Below are 20,431 nucleotides of genomic sequence, written 5' to 3' on the forward strand. Positions count from 1 at the left end.
AACGAAACTGGAGTGAATATGACCATCCTGACCGAAACCGCGGACGGCCCACTGGTGCTGAGCCCCGACCAGATCGACGAACTCGGCCGTGAACTCGACGCGCTGCGCGCGCGCATCACCGCCGACCTCGGCGAGAAGGACCGCGAATACATCTACTCGATCATCAAGGCGCAGCGCGGTTTCGAGGTCGCCGGACGCGCCATGATGTACCTCGGCTTCCTGCCGCCGGTCTGGTTGGCCGCGGTGGCGTCGCTGAGCGTGTCCAAGATCCTGGACAACATGGAGATCGGGCACAACGTCATGCACGGCCAGTACGACTGGATGCGTGAGCCCGGCTTGAACTCTCGTCAGTTCGAATGGGACAACGTGTGCCCCGGTGAGCAGTGGAAGCACTCGCACAACTACCTGCACCACACCTTCACCAACATTCGTGACAAGGATCGCGACCTCGGCTACGGCATCCTGCGGATGACCGAGGAGCAGCAGTGGAACGTGCTGCGGCTCGGCCAGCCCCTGTACGCCTTCATCCTGATGGTGGCCTTCGAGTGGGGCGTGATGGGCCACGATCTCGAGGTCGAGAACATCGTCAAGGGCAAGCGCACCTTCGCCGAGACCAAGGAACTCGTGCGCGGACAGTGGCGCAAGGCGGGCAAGCAGGTGCTCAAGGACTACGTGGTGTTCCCCGCGCTGACCGGGCCGCTGTTCGTGCACACGCTCGCCGGCAACTTCACCGCCAACCTGGTGCGCAATATCTGGGCATTCTCGATCATCTTCTGCGGTCACTTCCCCGCCGGGGTGCAGTCGTTCTCCGAGGAGGAGACGGCCGAGGAGACCAGGGGCGAATGGTATGTACGCCAGATGCTCGGTTCGGCGAACATCACCGGAAGCCCGCTGTTTCACATCATGTCCGGAAACCTGTCGCACCAGATCGAACATCACCTGTTCCCCGACCTGCCCGCCAACCGCTACCCGCAGATCGCTCCCGAGGTGCGCGCGCTGTGCGAGAAGTACGGCCTGCCCTACAACACCGGGTCGCTCGGCAAGCAGGTCGGCACCGTGTGGAAGAAGATTTTCAAGCTCGCCGCACCGCCCCGTTTCGTGAAGAAGATGGCTTCACCCGGTGTTATCGTGATGCGTCAGCGGAAGGCGAGCGAAGTGGGCGTATAAATGATCGGCAAATTCGAAAGCAACAAGGACCGCATTCAAGAATTGACGTCCACCGGTGCCAAGCGCGTCGGCAATATCGCGAGCATCATCACCGGAACGGTCGCCGAAGTCACCCGCGAGATCGGCGAATGGGTGACGGATGTGATCGAGATGAACGAGGCCGCCGAGGCCGCCCGCAAGGACGCGGCCGCTCAGCGCGACGTCGAGCGTGCGGCGACCGCCGCTACGGAGGCAGACCAGCCCGTCCGATCGGAATCCGCTGCGGACGCCGATAAATCGCGCACGACGGCGCGGTTCGTCGACGGCGAGGTGGTCACGCCCGAGACCGCCGACATCATCGACGTCGAGACCATCGAAGACGAGGCGCCGACGCGCGGTTGCGACGACCGCCGCTGACGCTGCCCGCATCGACGAATTCCGGGGTCGGTGCCGCCGAGTGTATCGGCCGCACCGGCCCCGGCGCCATGCTTATTCCAGGCGGAACCGCGCACCGGCGCAATTCGAGTGGAACCCGCCTCGTGCGGCAAGTGTCGAAGTCGAACAAGAATGGACTGTCGGTAATTCGATGTGTAGCGCGGAATGTCGACGAAACCATTCGGCGGTAATTCGGTCGGACATCCGGCAACTTCCGTGCGATCGCCGATTCGATCGACTAACGTCGAGGCTCGTGCCCGCCTACGTGTCCTCGCCCGAGCTGACATTCGGATTCATGTTCGCCCTGGAAGATCCGGAGCGTATCGCGGAGGTCGTGCGCACGCTCATCGTCCGCAAGACCGTCTCGGTGTTCCGCCTCGCGCACCTGAGCGATCGTGACGGACCGCCCGAGCGGTATGTGGTGAATTGGGCGGTGATTCCGCAGATCTCGATCACCACCAACGCTCCGGAACCCGAGCGGCTGGATGCCACCCAGACCATGCTGGTGAACGCCTTCCTCAGCGAGGACGGCGAGGTGAGCCTGTATTCGGCGCAGGGCAACGGCCCCGGCGCCACGCCGTAGGGCCGGAGCGGATTCGTTCGGGCAGAGCGAATCCACCCCGCCCGTGCGAGGTGCTAGTTCTTGGCGCCGCGCTTCTTGGACACCAGCACGACGACCAGCAGTGCGGCAAGGGTCAGGACCAGGGGGCGTGTGATTTTCATGCTCGAATTACCCCACAGGGCAGTATGTTTCGTCAAATTTCGGGGTGACCATCCGCTGCTCAGCGGGTCGATTCGTAAATTCGGCGCACCACGTCCTCGATGTCGGGTTCCTCGATCGACAGATCGCGGACCTCCGTCCGCGCCGCCACCGACGCCAACAACTGTGCGGCGGTGAACTTCTCCGGGTCGAAGGCGAGTCGCTGGCGCATCCCCTCACCCTCGCTGCCGAGCAGGCTCGCACCGGGGATATCGTCGAGATCGCGGGTCGGTTCGGCCAGATCGACCACGAGCACCCGGCGAGCGCCGACGGTCTTACCGAGTCCGGTCAGTGAGCCGTCGTAGACGAGGCGACCTCGATCGACCACCAGCACCCGCTCACAGAGTCTCTCGATGTCACCCATGTCGTGGGTGGTGAGCAACAGGGTGGTGCCGTGTTCGGCGCGTTCGGCCCGCAGGAACTCCCGCAGCCGTTGCTTGGACAGCACGTCAAGGCCGATGGTGGGCTCGTCGAGGATCACCAGTTCGGGGGAGTGCAGCAGGGCGGCCGCTACTTCGGCGCGCATGCGCTGGCCGAGCGAGAGCTGACGGACGGGAGTGTTGAGGGTGTCGGCCATCTCCAACTGGCCGATCAGCGCCTGCGTCCGCGCCCGCGCCGCACCGGGTTCCAGCCGATGAATCGCCGCGAGTATCGAAAAGGACTCGCGCAGTGGCAGATCCCACCACAGCTGCGAGCGTTGGCCGAACACCACCCCGATACGCCCCGCCAACTCACGGCGCTGGCGCACCGGTTCCAGGCCGCAGGTGCGCACGTTGCCCCCCGTGGGCACCAGGATGCCGGTGAGCATCTTGATCGTTGTCGACTTACCGGCCCCGTTGGCGCCGATATACCCGACCGCGCTGCCGCGCTCGATACGAAACGACATGCGATCGACCGCGGTCAACACCTCACGCGAGCGGCGCCAACGCTTCCCGTTCTTGCGATACAACGTGAACTGTCGGGTCAGCTCGTCGGCTTCGATGATCGCTTCCGGTAGCACAGGTTTCGACACCGCTATCCCCCGCCTCCTTGATAGTGCCGAGTTCCGAGGCGCCAACACCCCGCGGCCAAACACCACACCCACAGCGCGGCCAGCGGTGTGCACCACACCAGCCAGGTCGGCAGCAGCGCGGGACCCGGCTGGGACAGCAGCGCGAGAGTGGGCAGATAACCGGTGAACGCCACGGGGATCGCAAACCCGAATAGCAACCGCAGCGGGGTCGGGTAGACCGAAGCGGGTTGGGTGGCCGCGAACGCGCCGCCATAGGTGAAACTGTTGGTCATCTCCGCGCCGTCGATCAGGAAGAACTGCAATCCCGCGGCACAGACGAACAAACCACCCGCCACCGCGACACCGGTCACCAGTGCCACCGCGACGATCGCGAAGGTCGCGGGGCCGTAGCCGATGTCGTTGCGTACCAGCCCGAATCCGAGAATGACCGCGGAGACCGCCGCCCGCGCAAGCCTGCGCAGCGAGATGTCACTGGTGATCAATTGCAGCAACAGTGGTTGCGGCCGCAGGTAGTACGCGTCGAGCTTTCCCATCCTGATCAGGGTCGGCAGCGTGTCGAGATGTCCGAAACCCACCTGTGCCAGCGCGAATGCGGTCTGGCTCAGGCCGAACAGCAGTAAAGCGCCGTCCAGATCCAGGCCACCGAGCACGCTCACATTGTGGAAGATCACCCACACCTCCGCGAACTCGACTACTCCGGTGAGTGTGGCGCTGAAGATCTCGCTCGCGAACGACAGGCGGTAGGAGCGTTGCGCACGAACACGGGAACGCAGCACCGCGGCATAGGGCCGGGCCCAGGACGTCGCGGCGAGTTCACCCACCCTGCACCTCCAGCTTGCGCCGTCCCGCCGCGAGCATGACCCGCCCGAGCAGTGCGATCACCAGCAACCAGAGCACCTGCACGCCGACCACACTCGCAGCCTCCATGCCGACTACCCGCCCGGAGAGCACGTCGATCGGTGCCTGCAGGATCGAGGGAAACGGTGTGGCCGACGCGATCGCGCGCAGCCAGGTCGGGAACATGTGGACGGGCACGAGCAGCCCGGCCAGGAAGGTGCCGACGATCTGATATAGCACCTGCAATCCGCGCGTCTCCACCACCCAGAAGCCGAGCAGCGCGACCGCGAACAGGCACAGGAACGAGATCGCCACCGCGACCACCACGCTGACCGCGCCGAGCAGATACGGGCCGGGGGTCGTAGGCATGACCAGGCCCGTCGTCAGCGCCCCGACCAGGACGCTCGGTGCTCCGCGCGGCAGCACGGTGCAGGCGGCGCGGCCGAGATCAGCGGCGAGATAACCGAACTGGATGTCGTAGGGCCGCAGAAAGTCGATCGCCACATCGCCGTTGCGTACCCGCTCCACCAGCTCGATCTGCGACCCCATGAACTGGGTGGCGCCGAGCATGCCCTGGGACAGCCAGACATACGCGCCGATGGTGCCTTCGTCATACCCGCCGAATTCCCCTGCCCCGCGTACGGCGGCCAGCAGTACCGACGCGCGCACGAACCCGAACACACAGTTGGTGAACAGTCCGGCGAACATCGCCAGCTTGTACTGCCATTGCCGTCGAAACCCGGCGCCCACCAGGTACACGTACACCGCTGATGCGCGCCAGAGATGTGTTGCCGCGGCGAGCATTACCGTCCCCCTCCGCCGTGCCCCACACCAAGACGTCTACTTTAATACGCCGGGAGGGCTGCGCGAGCGGTTTATTCACGTCGATCTGTGTGCGCAGCGTCACCGGCGCCCGGGTGGCCGCATCAGTCCGGTGGTCGCGGAGTCGGGGCAGCGCCGGTCGCGACCCGCCACCCCGTTTCCTTCCTCGAATGCCGCTGCCCGGCAGACGAATGCGCGCACCGTCGCCGCGAGCAGGAAGGACACGAGACCGAGGTGAGCGTCTGCGGGGTGGCAGGCCGCGAGCTATTCGGACGGCATCTCTGCGAGCGTCATGCTCTGCTCACGGACCCGGTGTCCGCCAGGTGCTGTGGTGTCGGAGGCACGGTAGCCGGTTCGGTGCGGGCACTGTCGGCGGGATCGGCGGGCGCGACTTCTTGTCCGGCCTCGACAGCGGCGGGTGTTCGGCGGCGCCGACGCCCGGAAAACCGGGACATGAGGGGTGCGTCGAGGCAGTGGTAGACGATCGCCGCACATCCCACCGACACGAGCAGGCTCAGCGTCGCCCAACCGATCCAACCGAGGAAGCCGAATTGTCTTCCGCCAATGCCGAATCGGGTGATCAACGCCATGACGGGAAACTGGACCAGGTAGAAGGCGAAGGAGGTGTTCCCCAACCACACCATGCGCGCGGACGCGTTGACCCCGCGGATCCCGGCCAGGTCGCGGGCGGCCATGGTGGCGACGACCGCGGTCATGGGTGCCAGAACGAGCGCGGACATCTTGTAGTTCGGCGGCACCACCCAGGTGGCCGCGTAGGCGAGCGCGAGTGTGAGCAGCGGCGGGGTCAGGCGCGTGTTGCGCCACCGGCCCTCCGCCACCATGCGTGCCGCCAGAACGCCGAGAAAGAATTCGGGCAAGCGAGTGACGGGGAAGTTGTAGCTGAGCCAATAGGACGGTGCGACAGGGATATTCGGCTGTGCGAACCACGCGGGGGAGGAGTGCAGCTCGAACAGTGGCGATACATCGCCGGGAACCAGGCGGGGGGCAAAGGTGTTCGCGACTGCCTTGGGGCCGGGAACCCAGAGGTAGAAGGCCGTGTGCATGGCCAGGATCAGGACGAGTAGACCGACGATCACCCACACCAACCGGTCGCCTCGGATCCGGCGCACCACCGGCATGGCCAACGGAAAGCTCAGGTAGAACAGCAATTCCGAACACAGTGACCAGGTGGGCACATTCAGTCCGCCCACCGTCGACCACTTCGGCACCCAGTTGTGGACCAGTGCGAGGTCGGGCAACCACACCACCAGGCGCGACAGCGGAACTCCGACGATCCCGATGTAGGCCAGCGCCGCGAGCAGATGCGTCGGGTAGATCTTCAGTACCCGCCGCCAATAGAACCGAGGCACCGAACTGTTCGGCCGAAACGACCAGTAGATGATGAAGCCGGACAGGACGAAGAAGAACGTGACACCCGCCGCGCCGAACTGCATCGGCACCACCTGGTGAATGGTGCGAAACAGCGGCGATTTCTGGAACGGGTAGACCGGCAGAAATACCAGGGCGTGCAGGACGAACACCGCGAACGACGCCCACCACCGGGCTCCGGTCAGCGACGGTAACGCCGGGCGGCCCTTCGTCGTGGTGTCGGTGGAACGCTCGGTCACCGCGGTCAACGGCCGAAGCGCTCGTACAGCGCGTCGGCGACGACCGCGTCACCGTGCGCCGAGGGATGGAACGGAATGCCGACGAAATCGGCGCGCGGGTCGAACACGCCGTTCAACCATGGTTGGTCCGAACACAATCCGTGGCCCTCGGTGATCGCGCGCGTGTCGAAGAAGTCGATCCGCAACAACGCGGCCGCTGCTCGCTGCGCGGCGTCCAGCCGATCCAGATACTCGATCACCGCCTCGCCGCGCGGCTGCACGACCTGACCGACGCCGAGAACATCGACACACACCGAGTCCTGCCCTGCGGGAAACAATTCCGGATAGCCGACGAGGACGATCCTGGCCCGCGGCGCGAAATGTCGCACGTAGGTGACGACTTCGCGGATGCGTTCGGCGTATTCGGTGCCGGAGACGCCGCGGTAGTCGGTCATCCTGCCCTGCTCGGCCGCCTCGGGACCACATCCGGCGGTGAAGTCGAAGACGCAGGTCCGCAGCGCCGGATACAACGACTGCGTACTCGAACCCCACTGGTCGTTCATTCCGGTCTGGATGGTGACCAGCCTGGTCTTCGGGCCGAAGGCTCCTTGTTTGTCGGCGGCCCGTGTCTCGTGCACCAACCACCAGCCGACACCGGAATCGATGGTGGAACCCGGACACGTCACATCGGCGATGTCGTTGTCCGCGAGGCCCATCCGTTGACCGAGCTGGGTCGGCCACGACGAGGGGCCGTGCGCGCAGTTCGGGTCGGTCGACTCCCAGCGCAGCCCGTTGGCCGCGAACGAGTCGCCCAGCGTGACCAGGGATTTTCCTTCGGATTTCGCGGCGGTGGCGGTCGAGGGAAGCAACCCCGTGACCGCCACCGCCAAGGTCGCGGTGAGCGCGGCGACCAAGCAGACGCCGCGACGCATTGTCCTGGTGATCGACTCGCTCCCTCGTACGGCTCGCGCCTGCTCGGTCAGTACCCGGCCTGCGGATCGAAACCAGGGTCGGTGAGCGTTGGTTCTGCTTCCTGTGTCGGTTCGGCCTCTTGCCGAGGCTGTTCGGGCTCCGCGCTCGGCGCGGGTGCTTCCACTTCCGGCGCACCGGGCTCGAGGACAGGCGGTCCCGGCTCGACGACAGGCGCCTGCTGGCCCGGCTCGAGCGCGGGATCGTCCGGTTCCACCGGCGTCGGTGTCTCGGGAGATCCGGAAGGCGCCGTACTGCTCGGACTCGCCGGGCTCGTCGTTGCCGGTGTCGTTGTCGTCGAGGTGTCGGACGCGGCGTCGTCACCGCATGCGGACAGGCCGACAATGGCTGCGGCACAGGCGAAGACGGCGACCAGGCGGTGTTTCATCGAAGATCTCACCCAAGCTCCCCAATCAGGTACGAGCCGCCGCCACATGGTCGAGTTCACCGTGCGCGCGGGGCATTCGGCAAATCATGCGCAATACAAAAGGTTTGAGATTCACACCACTGCACTGCGGGATGCTACAGGGGAGTGGTCGATTTGGTTGCGGAACCGAGGCAATGGATTTGGGGCATAAGGAGAGGTGGGATGGCCAGCGGGCGGGGTCGAATTGTCTGCGTGCGGTCAGGGGGCGGGAGGAGTATCGCCGTGCAATGCGCACGATGTCCGTTGAGCACCGGTTCCGCAACTATTCCGCACTCACCTGGGTTGGCATCGCGCCGTGCCGTTTTCGGCTTCGCGCCCCCGGTCGCGTGCGCTCTACGCGGATTCGCCACCGGCTCCGTGCGAGCAGCCGTGTATCAACGGTCGCTTGCCCGACGCTCGGAAGCCAGGGGAAGTCGCAGTATTCGCGAGCCGAGAGTCGTGATCGCGCTCGCGGTACGGCGCCTTGGCTGGATGACGGTGCCCACCGGGCGAAAAACAGGGGTAATCACTGTGTTTGAGGGCGACCCACTGCGGGTAATACCCCTGTGGCCTACGGTTTTCGCAGGTCACAGGGGTGAGCGCCCCCGGCAGGAATCGAACCTGCGACCTAGGGATTAGAAGGCCCTTGCTCTATCCAACTGAGCTACGGAGGCAGTGCGTCCACCTTGGCCGATGTCGGCCGCGCTGTCCAGCCGTTCAATTGTAGCGACCGACCAGGTGCCTGACCGGTTCAGTATTCGGTTCGCGTCGTCCTCGTGGACTGGTCGGCATGCTTTACGGGTGTCCGCGCCGGTGCCAAGCTACGGCCCGACCGGGCGATGCGGCGGATGCCGACTACGCTCAGCCCTATGTCGTCAGCTCGAGACTCGCCCGTGGTTCCCGAGGCCGAGGTCGCTCGGCCGGGGCCGACCACGCGCGGCTCGGCCGGGTCGAACTCGACCACCTTCGCGACGGTGATCGCGCTCGCGGGTGCGCTCGCCGCCGTCGTCGCCGCACTGGTCGTGGCCCTGTCCGCGGCACAGGCGCTGAGTCTGCTCGGGATCCCCGACCCCGGCGCGTTCACCACCTACGGACTGCCCGCCGTGCGCGCGCTGTCGGATCTGTTCGCCGCGCTCACCGTCGGCTCGTTGCTGTTCTCCGCGTTCCTCGTGCCACCACAATCCGACGGCTTACTCGACGTCGGCGGGTACCGGGCGCTGCGGCGCGCGTCCGGATTCGCGCTCGTCTGGGCCTGCTGCGCGGCGCTGCTCGTTCCGCTCACCGTGTCGGACACCACAGGACAACCGTTCGGCGACGTGCTCGCGCCCGCCGACCTGTGGAACGCCACCAACCAGATCGAGTTGGCTGGCACGTGGCGCACGACGACCGTCCTCGCGCTGATCGTCGCCGTCGGCTGCCGCCTGGCCTTGCGCTGGGGGTGGACGCCGGTGCTGTTCGGCGCGTCACTGGTGACCATGATGCCGTTGGCGCTGACCGGGCATTCCTCGGCGGGCGGTTCACACGACGTCGCCACCAATAGCCTGATCCTGCACCTGGTTTCGGTCGCGGTGTGGGTCGGCGGCCTGTTCGCGGTGCTCGCACACGGGTTGCGTGACGGTGCGCACACCGACCTCGCCGCGCGCCGATTCTCTGTCGTCGCCACCATCGCGTTCGTCGTGATCGGGATCAGTGGCGTACTCAACTCGTGGGTGCGGGTGCCCGCGGACGAACTGTTCACCACCACCTACGGCAGGCTGATCTTGGCCAAGGCCGGCGCGCTCGCGGTCCTTGGGGTGTTCGGATATCTGCAACGGCGTGCGGCACTGCCCGCCCTGGCGGCCGACCCGAACAGTCGCGGCGCGCTCATCCGATTCGCGAGCGTCGAAGTACTGGTATTCGCCGCCACCATCGGACTGGCCGTCGGGCTCGGTCGCACGCCACCGCCCGCGCCCGCCTCGGTGCCGACGACGCAGGAGGTGGAACTCGGCTACAACCTCGACGGCCCGCCGACGGTGGCGCGAATGCTGTTCGACTGGCGCTTCGATCTGATCTTCGGGACCCTCGCGATCGTGCTCGCCGTGCTCTATCTGCTCGGGGTGCGCAGGCTGCGCGCGCGTGGCGACGCGTGGCCGGTCGGTAGGACCATCGCCTGGCTGTCGGGCTGTGTTGTGCTGTTGCTCGCGACCTCGTCCGGTGTCGGCCGCTACTCACCCGCCATGTTCAGCGTGCACATGGGTGCGCACATGGCGTTGTCGATGCTGGTGCCGATCCTGTTCGCGCTCGGCGGTGCGGTGACCCTCGCGTTGCGCGCACTGCCCGCCGCGGGACGTACCGGCGCACCGGGCCCACGCGAGTGGATTCTGGCCGCGGTGCACAACCCGGTCTCACGCTTGCTCACCCACCCGATCGTCGCCTCGGTCCTGTTCGTCGGCGGGTTCTACGCGCTGTATCTGGGCGGTATCTTCGACACCTACGCCGATTCGCACGCCGCGCACGTATTGATGAACGTGCACTTCCTGCTGAGCGGCTATCTGTTCTACTGGGTGGTGATCGGCATCGATCCCAAACCCCGTCAGGTGCAGCCGTTGGCCAAGCTCGGGATGGTATTCGGTTCGCTGCCCTTCCACGCCTTCTTCGGCATCGCCTTGATGAGCATGACCTCGGTCATGGGCGGCTGGTTCTATCGCGGCCTCGGACTGGACTGGCAGCACGACCTGCTCGGTGATCAACGCACCGGCGGCAGCCTCGCCTGGGCCAGCGGCGAGGTGCCGTTGGTGGTGGTGATGCTCGCCCTGCTCATCCAATGGTCGCGCAGCGACAATCGACTGGCCCAGCGCACGGATCGGGCCGCCGAACGCGACCACGACGCGGCGCTGGCCGCGCACAACGCCATGTTCGCGGAGTTGGCCAGACGGGATGGCGAGGTGCGCAAGTGAGTTGCGGTGTTTCTGGAGTGCGGTGTGAGTGAGGTGGGTATGGCGGTGGTCGAATCGGAGTCCGGTGCGAATGGTCGAGTGCACCGATCCGATGTGCGGGCAGCGCGCAGGCGGTTGTCCGGACTGATTCGTAAGACGCCGGTTTTCCACACCACCATTACCTCGCCGTCGGGCCCGGTTCCGGTGTCGCTGAAGCTCGAGTACCTGCAACACGGCGGCTCGTTCAAGGTGCGTGGCAGTTTCAACGCCCTGCTCGAAGCGGGGGAGCAGGTCGAGCAAGTGGTCATCGCCTCGAGCGGCAACGCGGGGATCGCGGCCGCGTTGGCGTCGGCGCGCCTGCACAAGTCGTGCACCGTCGTCGTTCCCGAATCCGCGCCACACACCAAGGTCGCCGCCATGTGGTCGCACGGCGCCGAAGTCCTGTGGCACGGAACGACATACGCGGACGCGCTGGGTTACGCGACCGAACTGGCGGCCGAGCGATCGGCACTGCAACTGCACGCCTACGACCTGCCCGCCGTGGTGGCGGGGGCCGGGGTGATCGGACTGGAGCTGGAAGAACAGGTGCGCGGCAGGCCGTCGGTGCTCGCCGCGGTCGGCGGTGGCGGATTGATCGCGGGCATCGCCGCCGCGATCGGACGACGCCAACACGTGATCGGCGTGGAACCCGTCGGCAGTCCCACCCTGCACGCCGCGCTCGCCGCCAATCAGCCCGTGGACATCGGCGCGCCGACCACCGCCGCGGATTCTTTGGGCGCCAGCAGGATCGGCGACATCGCGATGGATCTTTCGCGCCGCCACCACGTGCGTTCACTGCTGGTCACCGACGACGCCATCGTCACCGCACGCGAGTACCTCTGGCGGGAATTTCGGGTGGTCGTCGAATTGGCGGGCGCTGCCGCGCTGGGTGCCGTGCAGAGCGGGGTGTATGTGCCGGAACCGGATGAGCGGCCCGTCGTTGTGCTCTGCGGCGCCAATACCGACCTCTCGGCGCTGTAGATTCTCGTGCCGCGGTGGCTGAGTCGCCATGCAGCCGATATCGAAGTCCGCGAGTTCGGCTGTCGGTCGGCGGTGCGCAGCATGGTCGTTGGCTTGATGTCGCGCTGCGGTACTCCCGCTCGGGGCGGGCGTAGCGCTGGGCGTTGAGTCCGTCATCGCGCGGCAGCGCACCGCTCTCATGTCTGGGCTCGTGCGGCGCAGCCGCGCGAATCCATGGTGAGTCCGAGCGCGGTATTTCGGTCGCCGCGGTGTTGCCGACGCGTAGATTGGGCCGTGGCGACAAGTGAATCCGCGGCCGGTGTCGAGTCGAGCGCCGCCGCGCGCACGATGAATTTCGGTGGTACCCACGACCGGAGGAGCCCCGCTGATGCCGGAGACGTTCGACGCGCCCCTGCGCGCACTGGCCGACACGCTCACCCTCGAGCAAAAGGTTCGATTGCTCACCGGCGCGGATGTGTGGTCGACCGCCGCCGAACCCGCGATCGGATTGCGCGCGATGACGCTCTCGGACGGCCCCTCCGGTGTGCGCGGACCGGTCTGGGACGAACGCGATCCCTCGCTGAATCTGCCCTCGGCGACCGCCCTCGCCGCGAGCTGGGACCTCGATCTCACCGCGCGCTACGGCGCGACCTCGGCGGCCGAGGCCAGGCGCAAGGGTGTTCATGTGGTCCTGGGCCCGACGATCAACCTCCACCGAAGTCCCCTGGGCGGTAGGCATTTCGAGGCGTTCTCCGAAGACCCGATGCTCACCGGTGCGTTGGCCGCTGAGTATGTGCTCGCGGTACAGCGTCACGGCATCGGGGCGACCCCGAAACACTACGTGGCCAATGATTTCGAGACCGAGCGCTATACCGCCGACGTCGCGCTCGACGACCGCGCCTTGCACGAGCTGTATCTCGCACCGTTCGAGGCAGCGGTGGCGGCGGGTGCCTGGCTGGTGATGTCGGCCTACAACGCCGTGCACGGCGTGACGATGACCGAGAACGCGCTGTTGACCACCCCGCTGCGCACACACTGGTACTTCGACGGAGTGGTGGTCTCCGATTGGACCGCGGTGCGCAGCACGGTCGCCGCCGCTTGCGCCGATCAGGACCTGGTGATGCCGGGGCCAGACGGGCCGTGGGGCGCGAATCTCGTTGCGGCCGTGCGTGCGGGGGCGGTGCCCGAGGCGCGGATCGATGCGAAGGTGTTGCGGCTGCTGCGGCTGGCGTCGCGAGTCGGTGCGCTCGATGTCGGCGGGTTGGACGGGGACGGCACCGAACTCGGCGACTCGACGACGAACGGGCTGCCCGAAACCGCGCGTAGCGCGCCCTACGCCGAACGGTTGGGACGCGACGTCGCGCGCGAAGTAGCGGCCGCGGGCATGGTTCTGGTCCGCAACAATGGCGAATTGCCGTGGCCTGCCACGGGGCCGGGCACCATCGCGGTCATCGGTGAGGCCGCGTCGCATCCGCGCACCCAGGGCGGCGGTAGCGCGACGGTGGTGGTGACGGAGACGGTCAGCCCGCTCGACGGACTGCGCGCCGCGCTGCCCGGCGCCACCGTGCGGGCGCACCCGGGTGTTCCGGTCCAGACCGGTCTGCATCCCTTGCCGTTGACCGCGATGACCGATCCGGTATCGGGAAAGGCCGGGCTGCGTGCGCGTTTCCTCGACGACGACGGCGTGGAGTTGCTCAGCGAACATCGCACCGCCGCGCAGTTGGTCTACCTGGGCACGGTTCCCGATGGTGCGGCGACGATCGAGCTGTCCACCGGATATACACCCGACCCGGAGAGCGACGACCTGCGATTGGGGGTCGCGGGTGTGGGTCCGACGCGGCTCGAACTCGACGCAGAGGTGGCCTTCGAGCGGGTCCTCGGTGGCGCGGGTACCGCACTCGGGGCCGCGCTGCTCACACCCGATGTCGCGTCCGTGCCGGTCACCTCGAGCGAGCGGGTCGCGGTCGTGGTGCGACAACGCATCCCGCGCGGCGATGGTGACGCGATGGGCTTGGTGGCGATCACCCTGGGAACCGCACCGGCTCGCAGAGATCGCACCGAGCTGATCGAGGCGGCGGCCGAGCTGGCGCGAACGTCCGACGCGGCGGTGGTGGTTGTCGGAACGAGTTCGGAGACCGAAAGCGAGGGTTTCGACCGCGAGACGCTCGCGCTGCCCGGCGCGCAGGATGAGCTGGTTCGCGCGGTGGCCGCGGCGAATCCACGCACGGTGGTCGTGGTGAATTCCGGTGGGCCCGTGCTGCTTCCGTGGCGCAACGAGGTCGCGGCCGTCCTGCTCGCCTGGTTCGGCGGGCAGGAGCTCGGTCATGCGCTCGCCGATGTCCTGCTCGGCGACGCCGAACCAGGCGGCAGGCTCCCGACCACCTGGCCCGCCGAGCAGGACGACGTACCCGTGCTCTCGACGACGCCGGTCGACGGGGTGTTGCGCTACGACGAGGGCATCCACATCGGCTACCGCGCGTGGTTGCGCGCGGGAAGGCGACCCGCGTACCCGTTCGGGCATGGACTCGGTTACACCACATGGCATCTCGCCGATCTCGCGCTAGAGGCCGCGGCGGACGGGAGCGTGGAGGTCGGGGTGAGCGTGCGCAATACGGGTGATCGGCGTGGCAAGCAGGTGGTGCAGGTGTATCTGTCCCGCTCGGACTCCACGGTGGAGCGACCGGTGCGGTGGCTGGCGGGTTTCGCGACGGTATTCGCCGATCCCGGGCATCGGAAGCCGGTGCGAATCACCCTGGCGCCCAGGGCTTTTTCGCACTGGGACGGGGAATGGCAGATCGAGCCCGGCGTGTTCACGATCCACGTCGGTACGAGTGTCGAGAGCCTTTCACTGAGCACGAATGTGACGGTCTCGACCGCGCGTTGGGCCGCGCACGGCGCACGTGAGTGAAATTGGCTTTGTCCACACTGTGGCGAGTTATCCACTTTTCCGGTTCCGAGCGCCTGCGCGGTCCTGATCTCGCGCACGCTTGAGGGGCCCTCGCGGAAGGGGGATGGATTGCCCGGACAGGTCTGCGCATCCGGGTCGCGAACAGTAAGGGGAGCGCGCATGTATGAAGCGAATGTCACCGTGATCGGCAATGTGGTGACCCATCCGGTCAAACGGAATTTGTCCGACGGCGAACAGGTTGTCACTTTCCGGATGGCGAGCAATTCTCGGCGATTCGATCGGTCCGCCGGAGAATGGGTGGACAACGGAACCTTGTACCTCACCGTCACCTGCTGGCGACGATTGGTCGAGGGGGTCGACCTGTCGTTGCATCGGGGCGACCCCGTCATCGCGCACGGTCAGCTGCGTTCCCACGAATATCGGACGCGAGACGGGTCCGAACGGCGCGACCTCGAAATGCGTGCCAATGCGGTCGGTCCCGATTTGTCGCGGTGCAGCGCGGCGATCTCGCGCAGGCCGTCGGCGAGTTCGGCCGGGGATCAAGCGGGTTACCCGGGTAGCGGGGGAGCCGGGGTCATCGTGTCGAATGCCGAGGGCGTTGCCGATACCACCTCGGCGCCGGTTTCGGCGATATCGGCGGTTTCGGCTGGTTAGCGCCCTACGCGTACGGAAGGTGGGGCCGACGCGGCATCCGGTGGCGGCGCTGCTTCGGCGGCTCGACCGGTGTCCCGATAGGCTGTGCCGTCGGTCGCGCGGCGACCGGCACGACGTGCTGGCTGCGCTGTCGGTGATCTCGCGGATCGGATCGACTCGGCGGAGTGGGGCGGCGCGACGCCGAAACCGCTCGACGACCGGTTGGTTTCGGCGACACATGTCGGAACCGGACTTGAAATCGCTGCCCACCTACCTCGCCGATTTCGCGCGGTGTAGGCGGGCGGCTCTGGACCATTAGGGTAGGCGGTATGGCTGAGTTCATTTACCAAATGAAGAAGGTTCGCAAGGCGCACGGCGACAAAGTCGTGCTCGATGACGTCAACTTGAACTTCCTTCCTGGCGCCAAGATCGGTGTCGTCGGCCCGAACGGCGCGGGTAAATCCAGCGTGCTCAAGATCATGGCCGGACTGGATCAGCCGAATAACGGCGACGCGTTTCTCGCTCCCGGCGCGACGGTGGGCATCCTGCAACAGGAGCCGCCGCTGAACGAGGAGAAGACAGTTCGGGGCAACGTCGAGGAAGGCCTCGGCGAGATCAAGGTCAAGCTGGACCGGTTCAACGAGATCGCCGAGTTGATGGCGACCGACTACTCCGACGAGCTCATGGACGAAATGGGCAAGTTGCAGGAAGACCTCGACCACGCCGACGCCTGGGATGTCGATTCCCAGTTGGAGCAGGCGATGGACGCGCTGCGCTGCCCGCCGCCGGAGGAGCCGGTCACCAACCTGTCCGGTGGTGAGCGTCGTCGCGTCGCGTTGTGCAAGTTGCTGCTGAGCAAGCCCGATCTCTTGCTGCTCGACGAGCCGACCAACCACCTCGACGCCGAGAGCGTGAACTGGCTCGAACAGCACCTCGCGCAGTACCAGGGCGCGGTCCTCGCGGTCACCCACGACAGGTACTTCCTGGACAACGTGGCCGAATGGATTCTCGAGCTCGACCGTGGTCGCGCGTACCCGTACGAAGGCAACTACTCCACGTATCTGGAGAAGAAGGCCGAGCGGCTCGCGGTGCAGGGCAAGAAGGACCAGAAGCTGCAACGGCGACTCAAGGACGAGCTCGCCTGGGTGCGTTCCGGTGCCAAGGCCAGGCAGGCCAAGAACAAGGCCCGCCTCGGCAGGTACGAGGAGATGGCGGCCGAGGCCGAGAAGACGAGGAAGTTGGATTTCGAGGAGATCCAGATTCCCAACGGTCCTCGGCTCGGCAATATCGTGGTCGACGTCGAACACCTCGACAAGGGTTTCGGCGACCGCCAGCTGATCAAGGATTTGTCGTTCACGTTGCCGCGCAACGGCATTGTCGGCGTGATCGGCCCCAACGGTGTCGGTAAGACCACGCTGTTCAAGACGATCGTCGGGTTGGAAGACGCCGACAGCGGCACGGTGAAGGTCGGGGAGACGGTACGGCTGAGCTACGTCGACCAGAACCGCGCGGGCATCGACCCGACCAAGAACGTCTGGCAGGTCGTGTCCGAGGGGCTGGACTTCATCCAGGTCGGTAACCAGGAAATGCCTTCGCGTGCCTATGTCAGCGCGTTCGGTTTCAAGGGGCCCGACCAGCAGAAGGCGGCGGGGGTCCTCTCCGGTGGTGAACGCAACCGGCTGAACCTCGCGCTGACCCTCAAACAGGGTGGCAACCTGATCCTGCTCGACGAACCGACCAACGACCTCGACGTGGAAACGCTCGGTTCGCTGGAGAACGCGCTCGAACAGTTCCCCGGCTGCGCCGTGGTCATTTCCCACGACCGGTGGTTCCTCGACCGCACCTGCACCCACATTCTCGCGTGGGAGGGCGACTCCGACAGCGAAGCGAAGTGGTTCTGGTTCGAAGGCAACTTCGAAGCCTACGAGGCCAACAAGATCGAGCGACTCGGCCCGGAAGCCGCTCGCCCGCACCGGGTTACACACCGCAAGCTGACTCGCGACTGACCGGTTCGTTCGGCGGGGCGTCATCGATGTTCCCGCCGAACGTGCCCGACCTGCGCCGTCCTGAACGACGGCGCGTCGCCGAGCACAGGAGTTCCTCGAAGTCGCTCCGATCTGGCACAGTGGTGTTGTGAATGCGCAGGCGCAGTTCGAGCAATCGGTGGTCGCTCCCACCGACCTGTCGGCCGAGCTGACCCGAGGTGCCAGTGCGGTTTTGACGCCGCCGGGCACGCATCCGATCGCGTTTACCTGACACCCGCAGGTCCGATCCTCTGCTGTGCGGAGATCGATTGCCCGACCGGGGCGGTCGAGCGTCGGGTGGTGCGATCGCGGTGAACACCCGGTAATGGGAAGCCAATACACCGCGCACCTCCTCGGAACACAGCTATCCTCGGACCAGCGTCACTTTGTTACGGAACCGATATCCGAGGAGTTGGCCAAAAAATGACGGTCTCGTCCGAATTGTCCAGTGCGGCATGGGCCGCGGGGTTGCCGCAATCGTTGCGCGACGATCTCGCACCGCTCGAGGAGGCGTACTTTCGGCACGTCGACGCTGGCGATGTGGACTGTGCGATCAGCGACATCACCCAGATCTTTCGGCGACACATCGAGCTCGCCGCGATCAGACCGGCGGGGCGACCGCTGGTGCGGGTGTACCACCAGGACGACAAGTCCGGTCTCGGCGCCGCCGTGCAGTTGGTGACCGATGACATGGCCTTGCTGGTCGATTCGATCACCTCGTCGCTGAACCGGATGGGGGTCAGCGTCAGCGAGGTGATCCACCCGATCTTCGAGGTCGAGCGCGACGCCGAGGGACGACTGCTGCGCGCGCGGCCGCACGAGGTGGACGGCAACGGTGGCAGCGGGCTGCGGGAATCGTGGATGCACGTGCAGTTGCACCCGTCCACGAGTGCCGCGCAGCTCGATCGGATCGCGCAGGCCATGCCCGATGTGGTCGCCGACGTGCGACAGGTCATCGGTGACACCGAGGCGATCAAGGCCGAACAGAGCAGGCTGGCCGACAATCTCGAGCTGTCGGCCGCCTCGGGCACGGCTTCATTTGCCACGACCGACCTTGTCGACACCGCGAACCTGTTGCGCTGGTTGGCCGGCGGCAATTTCACCGTGCTCGGCTATGCGCGCTACCGGCTGACCGACGACGGTGGCCACGAACGCGCGAACGTGCTGCCCGGCACCTGCCTCGGTGTGCTGCGTCCCGACGTCGGGACGGATTTTCGGGTCCCGGCCAACGGCGGCGACCGTCCGTTGCTCATGCTCACCCAGGGGTTGGTTCCCGCCACGGTGCACCGCTCGGTGTACCCGTACTTCGTCGGTGTCGCCGACGTGGACGACAGCGGGACCATCGTGGGAGAACACCTGTTCATCGGTGTCTTCACCGTCACGGCGGTACACGAGAACGTGCTCGATATCCCGGTGATCGAACGCAGGGTGCGCTCGGTGATCGAGGACAGCGGTTTCGATCTCGATTCGTTCTCCGGGCAGGCCATGCTCGAGGTGATCCAGTCCTTCCCGCGCACCGAGCTGTTCTCCTCCGACGCCGAGACCCTGCGTAAAACCGCCGTCGCGGTGCTGAACGTCGGTCTGCGCCGCCAGGTTCGGTTGTTCCTGCGTTCGGACACCTACGGCCGTTTCGTGGCCGCGCTCGTCTACCTGCCGCGTGATCGATACACCACGCGGTTGCGTCTGGAGATGCAGGCGATCCTGGTCCGCGAGCTGGGCGGCGTCTCCATCGACTACTCCGCCCGAATTGGCGAAAGCGATTTGGCGAGTGTGTATTTCACCGTCCAGATGCCCGAGTCGCAGGACACCGCGCCGCGGTGGGCGCCGCCGACCTCGGACACGCTGGAGCCCAACCGTGTGCGCTTGCAGAATCTGCTCGCCGAGGCCAGCCGCACCTGGGAGGACCGACTCAACGACGAGGTGAGCACCTCGACGGTGCTGGACCCCGCCATCGTCACCGGATACGCCGAGGCGCTGCCGGACGGCTACAAGGAAGACTTCTCGGCCAGCCGCGCGCTTCGCGACATCGTGCGCCTCGAGCAGCTCCGCGAGGGCGGGATCGACCAATACCTGTACCGGAGGCCGGATTCCGCACCGGGTTCCTGGCGACTCACCCTGTACATCGGTGGTTCGGGTGTCTCGCTGAGCCAGGTGCTCCCGGTGCTGCAGAGCCTCGGCGTCGAAGTGGTCGACGAGCGGCCCTACCAGATCCAGTTGGCGGGCGGCGCGACCGAACTCACCGCCGCGACGGGGGAGCGCTGGATCTACGACTTCGGTCTGCTCGCGCGCCCCGAACTGCTGCGCAGCGCGCTCGACCGGGACCTCGACGCCGAACTGCTCGAGTCGTCCAAGCGCGCCGACGTGCTGGAGGCGGAGGTACGCGGGCTGCGCGAGCGATTCACCGACGCCTTCGAGGCGCTCTGGTACGGCCGCGCCGAAGCGGACGGGCTCAATGAGCTGGTATTGCGCGCCAGGCTGCCGTGGCGCGCGGTCGCGATCCTGCGGACCTACTCCCGGTACCTGCAACAGGCCGATTTCCTCTATAGCCAGGCCAACATCGCCCGCGTGCTGCTCACCTACCCGGATGTGGCGCGGCTGCTCATCGACCTGTTCGCCGCGCGCTTCGACCCCGACACCGTCTCGGCCGAACACGCCGTCGACGTGGAGACGCAGTTGCACGGCAGGATCGACGAGGTGGTGAGCCTGGATGCCGACCGCATCCTGCGTGCCATGCTCGGCCTGATCACCGCGACGCTGCGCACCAACTACTACATCACCGACGCCGAGGACAGCCCGCGCGACTACATCTCGGTGAAGGTGGAACCCGGCGAGATCGCCGAATTGCCGCAGCCGAGGCCGAAGTTCGAGATTTTTGTGTATTCGCCTCGGGTCGAGGGTGTGCATTTGCGTTTCGGTGCGGTGGCGCGTGGTGGTTTGCGGTGGTCGGATCGGTTGGAG

17 protein-coding genes and 1 tRNA gene are annotated in these 20,431 nt (G+C 66.4%); 10 read left to right on the forward strand and 8 right to left on the reverse strand.

Features of this window, described 5'->3' with window-relative positions; genetic code table 11:
• Positions 1-18 precede the first annotated feature (18 nt).
• The 3 genes from ABEA50_RS26215 (at position 19) to ABEA50_RS26225 (ending at position 2,164) form a co-directional block, all read left to right on the forward strand.
• Positions 19-1,167: a fatty acid desaturase family protein gene (locus ABEA50_RS26215; RefSeq protein WP_345498746.1), complete on the forward strand. Its 1,149-nt coding sequence runs from the start codon at positions 19-21 to the stop codon at positions 1,165-1,167.
• Positions 1,168-1,563 (forward strand): hypothetical protein, encoded by a 396-nt coding sequence (locus ABEA50_RS26220; RefSeq protein WP_345498747.1) that lies wholly within the window; start codon positions 1,168-1,170, stop codon positions 1,561-1,563.
• Positions 1,564-1,834: 271 nt separating this feature from the next.
• Complete coding sequence (locus ABEA50_RS26225; RefSeq protein ID WP_345498749.1) at positions 1,835-2,164, forward strand: hypothetical protein; 330 nt, start codon at positions 1,835-1,837, stop codon at positions 2,162-2,164.
• Positions 2,165-2,217: 53 nt separating this feature from the next.
• Here ABEA50_RS26225 and ABEA50_RS26230 read toward each other — a convergent pair whose 3' ends face one another.
• The 8 genes from ABEA50_RS26230 to ABEA50_RS26265 form a co-directional block, all read right to left on the reverse strand.
• The gene (locus ABEA50_RS26230) at positions 2,218-2,340 is read right to left on the reverse strand and encodes a hypothetical protein (RefSeq protein ID WP_345498750.1); all 123 of its coding nucleotides are present in this window, start codon (positions 2,338-2,340) and stop codon (positions 2,218-2,220) included.
• 23 nt (positions 2,341-2,363) lie between these two features.
• Positions 2,364-3,353 carry an ABC transporter ATP-binding protein gene (locus ABEA50_RS26235; RefSeq protein ID WP_345498752.1) on the reverse strand — a complete coding sequence of 330 codons (990 nt, stop codon included), beginning with the start codon at positions 3,351-3,353 and terminating at the stop codon, positions 2,364-2,366.
• A 2-nt stretch (positions 3,354-3,355) separates the two neighbouring features.
• Complete coding sequence (locus tag ABEA50_RS26240) at positions 3,356-4,174, reverse strand: ABC transporter permease (RefSeq protein ID WP_345498753.1); 819 nt, start codon at positions 4,172-4,174, stop codon at positions 3,356-3,358.
• On the reverse strand, positions 4,167-4,994 hold the full coding sequence (locus ABEA50_RS26245) for an ABC transporter permease (RefSeq protein WP_345498754.1): 828 nt from the start codon (positions 4,992-4,994) through the stop codon (positions 4,167-4,169). Before ABEA50_RS26245 ends, ABEA50_RS26240 begins: the two co-directional genes overlap by 8 nt.
• A 308-nt stretch (positions 4,995-5,302) precedes the next feature.
• Positions 5,303-6,640: an acyltransferase family protein gene (locus ABEA50_RS26250; RefSeq protein WP_345498755.1), complete on the reverse strand. Its 1,338-nt coding sequence runs from the start codon at positions 6,638-6,640 to the stop codon at positions 5,303-5,305.
• Positions 6,641-6,645: 5 nt separating this feature from the next.
• Positions 6,646-7,551 carry an SGNH/GDSL hydrolase family protein gene (locus ABEA50_RS26255; RefSeq protein ID WP_345498757.1) on the reverse strand — a complete coding sequence of 302 codons (906 nt, stop codon included), beginning with the start codon at positions 7,549-7,551 and terminating at the stop codon, positions 6,646-6,648.
• 47 nt (positions 7,552-7,598) lie between these two features.
• Positions 7,599-7,988 carry a hypothetical protein gene (locus tag ABEA50_RS26260; protein WP_345498759.1) on the reverse strand — a complete coding sequence of 130 codons (390 nt, stop codon included), beginning with the start codon at positions 7,986-7,988 and terminating at the stop codon, positions 7,599-7,601.
• 606 nt (positions 7,989-8,594) lie between these two features.
• A tRNA-Arg gene (locus ABEA50_RS26265) sits at positions 8,595-8,668 on the reverse strand.
• Positions 8,669-8,863: 195 nt separating this feature from the next.
• On the opposite strand from ABEA50_RS26265, the gene ABEA50_RS26270 reads away from it, so the two are divergent.
• The 7 genes from ABEA50_RS26270 to ABEA50_RS26300 all read left to right on the forward strand — a co-directional run.
• Complete coding sequence (locus ABEA50_RS26270; protein WP_345498760.1) at positions 8,864-10,930, forward strand: cytochrome c oxidase assembly protein; 2,067 nt, start codon at positions 8,864-8,866, stop codon at positions 10,928-10,930.
• A gap of 39 nt (positions 10,931-10,969) precedes the next feature.
• Positions 10,970-11,929, forward strand: a complete 960-nt coding sequence (locus ABEA50_RS26275) for a threonine/serine dehydratase (protein ID WP_345498797.1) — start codon at positions 10,970-10,972, stop codon at positions 11,927-11,929.
• A 367-nt stretch (positions 11,930-12,296) separates the two neighbouring features.
• Positions 12,297-14,816 carry a beta-glucosidase family protein gene (locus tag ABEA50_RS26280; protein ID WP_345498761.1) on the forward strand — a complete coding sequence of 840 codons (2,520 nt, stop codon included), beginning with the start codon at positions 12,297-12,299 and terminating at the stop codon, positions 14,814-14,816.
• 159 nt (positions 14,817-14,975) lie between these two features.
• On the forward strand, positions 14,976-15,470 hold the full coding sequence (locus ABEA50_RS26285; RefSeq protein WP_345498763.1) for a single-stranded DNA-binding protein: 495 nt from the start codon (positions 14,976-14,978) through the stop codon (positions 15,468-15,470).
• Between the two features lie 308 nt (positions 15,471-15,778).
• Complete coding sequence (ettA, locus tag ABEA50_RS26290) at positions 15,779-17,455, forward strand: energy-dependent translational throttle protein EttA (protein WP_345498765.1); 1,677 nt, start codon at positions 15,779-15,781, stop codon at positions 17,453-17,455.
• Between the two features lie 127 nt (positions 17,456-17,582).
• Positions 17,583-17,705, forward strand: a complete 123-nt coding sequence (locus ABEA50_RS26295) for a hypothetical protein (protein WP_345498767.1) — start codon at positions 17,583-17,585, stop codon at positions 17,703-17,705.
• A gap of 191 nt (positions 17,706-17,896) precedes the next feature.
• Positions 17,897-20,431, forward strand: a 2,535-nt coding sequence (locus ABEA50_RS26300; RefSeq protein ID WP_345498769.1) for an NAD-glutamate dehydrogenase domain-containing protein, incomplete at its 3' end; no start/stop codon positions are given.

This window comes from Nocardia callitridis (assembly GCF_039543305.1).
GTDB lineage: Bacteria > Actinomycetota > Actinomycetes > Mycobacteriales > Mycobacteriaceae > Nocardia > Nocardia callitridis.

Coding starts and splice junctions, on each gene's coding strand:
- ABEA50_RS26215 (WP_345498746.1), top strand. CDS start 19: ATGACCATCCTGACCGAAACCGCGGACGGCCCACTGGTGCTGAGCCCC.
- ABEA50_RS26220 (WP_345498747.1), top strand. CDS start 1,168: ATGATCGGCAAATTCGAAAGCAACAAGGACCGCATTCAAGAATTGACG.
- ABEA50_RS26245 (WP_345498754.1), bottom strand. CDS start 4,994: ATGCTCGCCGCGGCAACACATCTCTGGCGCGCATCAGCGGTGTACGTG.
- ABEA50_RS26255 (WP_345498757.1), bottom strand. CDS start 7,551: ATGCGTCGCGGCGTCTGCTTGGTCGCCGCGCTCACCGCGACCTTGGCG.
- ABEA50_RS26270 (WP_345498760.1), top strand. CDS start 8,864: ATGTCGTCAGCTCGAGACTCGCCCGTGGTTCCCGAGGCCGAGGTCGCT.
- ABEA50_RS26275 (WP_345498797.1), top strand. CDS start 10,970: ATGGCGGTGGTCGAATCGGAGTCCGGTGCGAATGGTCGAGTGCACCGA.
- ABEA50_RS26280 (WP_345498761.1), top strand. CDS start 12,297: ATGCCGGAGACGTTCGACGCGCCCCTGCGCGCACTGGCCGACACGCTC.
- ABEA50_RS26285 (WP_345498763.1), top strand. CDS start 14,976: ATGTATGAAGCGAATGTCACCGTGATCGGCAATGTGGTGACCCATCCG.
- ettA (WP_345498765.1), top strand. CDS start 15,779: ATGGCTGAGTTCATTTACCAAATGAAGAAGGTTCGCAAGGCGCACGGC.